Source organism: Xanthovirga aplysinae (assembly GCF_009711365.1).
In the GTDB taxonomy this organism is placed as follows: domain Bacteria; phylum Bacteroidota; class Bacteroidia; order Cytophagales; family Cyclobacteriaceae; genus Xanthovirga; species Xanthovirga aplysinae.
Genome location: NZ_SMMB01001022.1, coordinates 1 through 6,666, shown reverse-complemented (window position 1 = coordinate 6,666; position 6,666 = coordinate 1). Strand labels below are relative to the sequence as shown.

Here is a 6,666-nt window from a genome sequence, read left to right as displayed (position 1 = left end):
TATGCCGATGCCAGAGGCACCGCAAGCAGCTCAAAATTTCATGGGAGCATTAATGGGAACAGGGTACTTAATGATCCTTGTAAAAACCTTGGAAGTTTTGGTAGGAATAGCCTTAATCACTAATCGTTTTGTAGCGCTGTCTTTGGTAATCTTGGCTCCAATAGCAGTAAATATGGTCCTATTTCATTTATTTCTCGACCCTGCTGGAATTGGAGCAGCTGCTTTAGTCACCATTTTTACCATTATCTTAATGTTCGCTAACAAAAGTAAGTACAATGCCTTACTTTCGGCAAAATAAAATTTTGATTCACTATTAGGATTTGATTTTCCATATTAGCGAAAGCCCCTAAATAATAAGCTGTCTCAATCTTTGGGACAGCTTATTATTTAGGGGCTTTCGCTAAAAATGAATTAAAGGAAATAATACTAGCATCCCCTTTACAATAAACAAAAATCACAGAGGTAAAGCTCATTCTCTTATTTTATTTATCTAAAAATTAAAATAAAATACCTACACAAAAACTTTCCTTAAGTCAAAACAACCTTTTTTATTTCAAATTTGACAAATTTTAATCAATTTCACTTTTTGAAGTCATCTCCGTGAAAAATGAAAAACCAAGGACAATTTGATCAATACGATCTGCAAATATTAAGTGAATTAGAGAAAGATGCTAAAAAGCCTTTTTCAAAAATCGCCACAGATATTGGCGTATCCAACACCATGGTTCACCAAAGAATTACAAGGCTCAAAGAAATGGGCGTGTTAAAAGGAACCACAATTGTTATAGATGAAAAAAAGTTGGGTTTTGACTGGGGAAGTTTTTCAGGCATTACTTTAAAAGATGATTCCGACGCCTTTGAGGTGGTACGAGCCTTAAAGAAAATCCCAGAAGTTGTAGAATGTTATCATATTTCTGGGAGCTATACACTCTTTATTCGGCTGGTAGCCAGAAATAATGAACACATGCGCGACCTTTTGTATAGTCAAATTCAAGGGATTAATGGAATTTTAAAAACAGAATCTATTATTGATTTTGGTTGTGCATTCCGTCGAAATCCACCTTTAAAAAACCTATAAAAATAGAGACAAAGCAAGCCTTGTCTCTATGATTTGGGTTGTATTTTTGGCACAACCCTATTTAATACATTTTTATTTATAAATCAAAAGTAATTCCCTGTGCTAATGGAAGTTCGGTACTCCAATTGGATGTACAAGTTTGTCTTCTCATATAGGCTTTCCAGGCATCTGACCCACTTTCTCTTCCACCACCAGTTTCTTTTTCTCCACCAAAGGCACCACCTATTTCAGCTCCTGAAGTTCCAATATTAACATTAGCTATACCACAGTCTGAACCTTTTTGTGAAAGAAATAGCTCAGCTTCTCTCATATTAAGAGTAAAAATGGCTGAAGATAATCCTTGAGGAACATCATTTTGTATAGTTATTGCCTCTTCCAAATTGCTGTATTTCATCAGGTAAAGGATTGGGGCAAAAGTTTCCTGCTTGGTGATAGACATAGAAGAAGAAGCCTCAATTAAGGCAGGAGTTACATAACAGCCCGTAGCGTGTCCTTCTCCTTTCAAAACTTTACCTCCTGAAATAAGTTTACCACCTTGATATTGAGCCTCCTCAATAGCTGCCTCAAATTGTTTTACAGCATCAGTATCAATCAAAGGCCCAACATGATTGGATTCATCCAAAGGATTTCCAATTCGCAATTGCCCATAGGCTTTTACCAATTTTTCTTTTAAAGCGTCATAAATATCCTCATGGACAATAAGTCTTCTGGTTGTCGTACAACGTTGGCCAGCCGTACCCACAGCTCCAAAAACAATTCCAGGAATAGCTATTTTTAAATCTGCTTCTTTGGACACAATAATAGCATTATTCCCTCCAAGCTCTAAAATAGATTTCCCTAATCTTTTTCCTACCATTTCACCTACGGCTTTTCCCATTCTGGTAGATCCTGTAGCTGAAATGAGTGGCAACCTGCTATCATTTGCCATTTTTTCCCCAATAGCCCTTTGCCCGATAATTAAGCAAGAAACTCCTTCAGGAACTTTGTTTTCTTTCAGCACATTCTTTATAATCTTCTGACAAGCAAGAGCTGAAAAAGGTGTTTTTTCGGATGGTTTCCAAACACAGGCATTACCACAAGCAAAACTGATCATAGCGTTCCAGGACCACACTGCCACAGGGAAATTAAAGGCAGAAATAATACCCACAACTCCTAAAGGATGCCACTGTTCTAACATTCGGTGTGAAGGACGCTCGGAATGCATACTCAATCCGTAAAGTTGTCGGGAAAGGCCAACAGCAAAATCACAAATGTCGATCATCTCCTGTACCTCACCTAGGCCTTCTTGCAAGCTTTTTCCCATTTCCAAGCTGACCAACTTCCCAAGAGGTTCTTTATAAGTACGGAAAGCATTGCCCATCTGACGAACAATTTCTCCTCGTTGGGGAGCTGGAATGTCACGCCAAACTTTCGCTGCTTCCTGAGCAGTGGCAATTACCTTTTCGTAATCTTCTTCATTGGCCTCATTTACTTCTCCTATTAATTCCCCACCCACTGGAGAATAACTACTAAGCGAAGGTCCTTGGCCTTTCCAGTCCTCAAGACCGGTACTAAGTCCATTTATAGAACCTTCTAATTTTAAAGCAATTAAAATTTCATTAATTGTTTCCATCTAATAATAGATTGTTTATCAAAAGTTATTTCAAAGAGATTAAAAATTATGTCGAATTAGAAACTTAAACTCTCCATGATAATTAAAAAAAACCGACTTTTTAAACTTATGAGCTCCCTTACAGCCCTACTTTACCAATAAACCTGAAGGGAGTCACTCCTTTCCATTAAATCAATTTTTTCGGAAGTGAAACTTGGCAAAGTTAAAAACTTCACTTTAATAGTTCCTTTGTATTTCTAATAAAACTGAAAATTGACAAAGATCCAGATTTTTAAAATACAGGAATTATAATCAAAATTATTAATTCGACACTCAAAATTATTTCCCGTGAGCCATCTTTTAATTTAAAACCTGATCCAGATAAGTACTTTCAAAAATCTTATCCGCATTAGCAGTTTCAAAACCATCCCGACGGTGGATTCTTCGAATATCTTCTTTATCTAAATGTCCAAATTGTGGAAGTACCTTCCTTTCTGCAAATTCCACATAACTTCCTGGAATTTTCCGTTTAACTCCTCCTGCAAATTCCGCATCAACAAGTTGTGCTACTGAGCTACTTTGTAACAGAAGACCATCCCCACTGGTCTTAATAAGGCCACCAGCCCTATTGAGTTTTATAGAAATGCTTTCTAAAAATTCATTAAAATCCACTATAGTATTGTAACCTTGAGGAAGATTATGAACACTGATAGTATAATGATTGAGATAATAACGATTGTAAATTACCCAGGCAGCATATTCCGATTCCTCATTCAAAATATCATAATCTTCCAAAGATGGTAAGGACCACAATGGACTATGTAGAAAATGATCTATAGCTATTGGGTCATCCAAGTCCAGAAAATCTACAGGATCCGCTTTTACTTGATCCGTATATTTAGCAATAATTTGCTGGGCTTTGGAAGATAAATCACCAACACGTAATTCACTCACAAAAATTCGAGGATAGCGTGATTCCGGAGGCGAATACCAATAGGCATCCAGTTTCTTCCCCTCAAAAAACAAATGTTCCTTTCGAGTATATCCATAGTGAAGAAATATCTTCTCAAAGGATTTGATACCCAAATGATTCACTCCCATGGTTCGGAAGGCAATATGGTCATTTTCAATATCCTCCCCTTTCTCTATCAGTCCCTTATTAATACAAGCCTTTAAAATTTTATTCACATCGTTTACACGATCTTTGTAACGGCCCATTAGGCCATTCATAATAAAATCCAGCTTTTCCCTCTTACTCATAAATCCTCCTTTAAAGTGCTTCAACTAGGTCAGATGGCTTTTTAACAAATTCTCCTGACTTTCCATGACTTAAATAGAGGCTACCATTTTCAGTCTTCAGAAAATCATCGAAAGGAATTTCCTCTTGTTTTATAAATCCTTGGTTAGGAAGCGTTTTGTTTGCTACCATTTCCACTACTGCTGCAATAGAAGCTGCTGTCGTCCATGAAATAGCCCTCCATTTCTTTCCATTAATTTCAATTGGGAAAAATGCATTATGATATTCATCCCTTAAAAGAGTATCACCTTTGTATCCCTCTACCACCGCGTAAGTATACACTACATCATCCTGAACAGGTGGTTTTGCCTTGTAAAGTATATCCTCCAACAATTTCTTATCGTCCTTCATGATCAGCTCATACATTAAGAATTTCATAAGCTTACCATGTCCAGGATAACGCATGGTTTTATAATTTAAGGTATCTACTTTACCCTCATAAGTTTCACACATGGTACCTAAACCACCTGAAGTATAAAAGGCTTCAAACTCCTGCCCTTCCGTATTAATGTATTCCATACCGTCCAAAGAAGGTACCATTTTTCTTTTTCCGTTGTGAATTACTTCAGCATCATTCAAATATTCATTAATTACACCAGCAGGAGACCAGGTGAAAGAATACGCCAGAAGCCCATTAGGGTAGCGTGGAAGGGCGCCTACTCTCAATTCTATGTCACGAAGTTTTGTAAAACCATTTGCAAGATGGGCCCCAACGATACCAATAAAGCCTGGTGCCAGGCCGCATTGAGGTGCCATCACCCCTTTGCTGGTTTCACTAAGGGTACGAATATAGTTGGTGGTTTCTACATCTTCAGTAAGATCAAAATAGTGGATACCTGCTTGATGAGCACTTTTTGCCACATTTTTATTCAAAAAATAAGGTAAAGCCGATACGACCGCATCATACTCAGGTAAGATACTATCCAAAAATGATTTGGAGCTCACATCTCCTTCCAAATAATTAAAAGAAAGTGACCCTCCATAATGTGGGGCAGCTTTATCCACTCCTGTCACTTCAAACTTTGCACTTAAAAGCTCTCCTACAAGGGTCCCTACTTTACCCAATCCGAGTACAAGTATCTTTTTCATGTTGATCTCTTTTTAAAAGTTGTAAGTCAAAAATTATTTTTTTTGCAAAAATAGAATAATTATGACTTATAACTAAAAAAAACAAATCAATTTTAAACAAACAATCCTTTGAGGGAAGTTAGAAAAAAAGAACCAACTAAAGGCGAAGATAAATTACCTCATATTCATTTGCCAGGAAAAGTGATTAAAAAGACGATTTCAAGGGTTCAAACCAAAATAATGGATAAAACAATAGATATGACCTGTAAAGGGCAATTCTTAGAAGTTTTCATTCCCTCTCATCAAGGGTTCTATTTTAAAGTTCAGAATCAATTAGGAAAATAAATATGTGCTTTAATTTCTATCAAACTAACTCTCCTTCATAGAAACACTAATTCTATAGGTAAAGCTAAGTAAAAAAAAGCGCTTCATAACCTCCCTTTTAGACTCCTCCAGATAAATGTCATTGACAATATAATCCAAGCCCACTTTATTGTTAAGAATATCAAAAGCTGAGACGGCAATTAACCCTCTCTTATTTTTTAAACAACGACTTGAAAGACCCAAATCTAATACGGTACTATTTTGATCAAAACTCCCACTTAAATCCTTATTTAGGATGTTTTGAAAATCACTTCTGAAAATGAAATTTTTATAAAAATTCCAGTAAATATTAAGCCCACTATCTACAGTCAATCTTTTAGAACTACTTTGATGGGAAAGGGCGCTATTGAAATAATTATAATTCAAATTGTTATATAATTTAAAATCCAATTTTTCATTTACATTGGAACTCAAATTCACCCCTATCCTACCTTCGTATAAATTTGTCAAGTAATACTGACCATTAAATAGATTGGGGTTTCCCAGGTACGTAAAATTAGAAATAACTCCAAAATTCGATTTAAGAAGGTTAATCGGAAAAGCATATGAGAAAAACATATTCATCCCCTTTTCCTCCCTTAAATTCACTGGTCGTCTAAGCTGTACCCCCTTATTTAAATTTATAGCCTCTTTAAAAACAATTGTTGTGTCTGATGCCGGAGTTATAATTTCATTTCCTATAGCCTTTTTAGTTAACCAAGCCGAAATAAAAATAGATAGGGTACTTTTCTTTTCTGGATAAGAAGCATTTATTCCCAAATTGATATTCTGTCTTACAGATTGATCAAGATCCGAATTCCCCAAATACAATGAAAGTCTATTCCTTTGGTCTAATACTTCCCTTAATTGTCTTCCATAAGGCAATTGGGAAGATACACCATAATTAAAGCTAATATTTTTCCCCTTATCAAATTCCCAATTAGCACCAAGAGAAGGAATAAAAGCCAAATACCTTTTATTAATAGCCTCTTTGGAAGGAAAAAAAATTTTACTTTCTAGACCAGACCATTGCAGTCCTGACCTAAGATTTAAAGAAAAAACCCCTTTATTCAGCCAGTATCCCACAGTGGTAGTTTGATGTGAAATCAAATCTTGATCAAAATTGGTCTGAAGTGTGTCCAAAAAAGAATATTCTTCTTCTAAATTATCCTTTAAAAGGGTTTTCCTATTATTTTCTCTCTTTTGTAAAGAGCTATAAAATGACAGTTGAAGAGTTGATTTCTGATTAAACTTTTCTTCCCAGGTAAT

Annotated in this window: 6 protein-coding genes; 2 read left to right on the top strand and 4 right to left on the bottom strand. The window is 35.8% G+C overall.

Features of this window, described 5'->3' with window-relative positions:
• A partial coding sequence (locus E1171_RS23810) for a DoxX protein (protein ID WP_187696389.1) occupies positions 1-298 on the top strand: 298 nt, incomplete at its 5' end.
• A 309-nt stretch (positions 299-607) separates the two neighbouring features.
• Positions 608-1,078, top strand: coding sequence for an Lrp/AsnC family transcriptional regulator (locus E1171_RS10650; RefSeq protein WP_155205991.1), 471 nt, complete (start codon positions 608-610; stop codon positions 1,076-1,078).
• A gap of 76 nt (positions 1,079-1,154) precedes the next feature.
• Here E1171_RS10650 and amaB read toward each other — a convergent pair whose 3' ends face one another.
• The 4 genes from amaB to E1171_RS10630 all read right to left on the bottom strand — a co-directional run.
• Complete coding sequence (gene amaB / locus E1171_RS10645; protein WP_155205990.1) at positions 1,155-2,690, bottom strand: L-piperidine-6-carboxylate dehydrogenase; 1,536 nt, start codon at positions 2,688-2,690, stop codon at positions 1,155-1,157.
• Between the two features lie 339 nt (positions 2,691-3,029).
• Positions 3,030-3,929 carry a DUF1338 domain-containing protein gene (locus tag E1171_RS10640; RefSeq protein ID WP_155205989.1) on the bottom strand — a complete coding sequence of 300 codons (900 nt, stop codon included), beginning with the start codon at positions 3,927-3,929 and terminating at the stop codon, positions 3,030-3,032.
• A 10-nt stretch (positions 3,930-3,939) separates the two neighbouring features.
• On the bottom strand, positions 3,940-5,055 hold the full coding sequence (locus tag E1171_RS10635) for a saccharopine dehydrogenase family protein (RefSeq protein ID WP_155205988.1): 1,116 nt from the start codon (positions 5,053-5,055) through the stop codon (positions 3,940-3,942).
• Between the two features lie 348 nt (positions 5,056-5,403).
• On the bottom strand, positions 5,404-6,666 hold a 1,263-nt coding region (locus E1171_RS10630; protein WP_155205987.1), incomplete at its 5' end, for a porin family protein.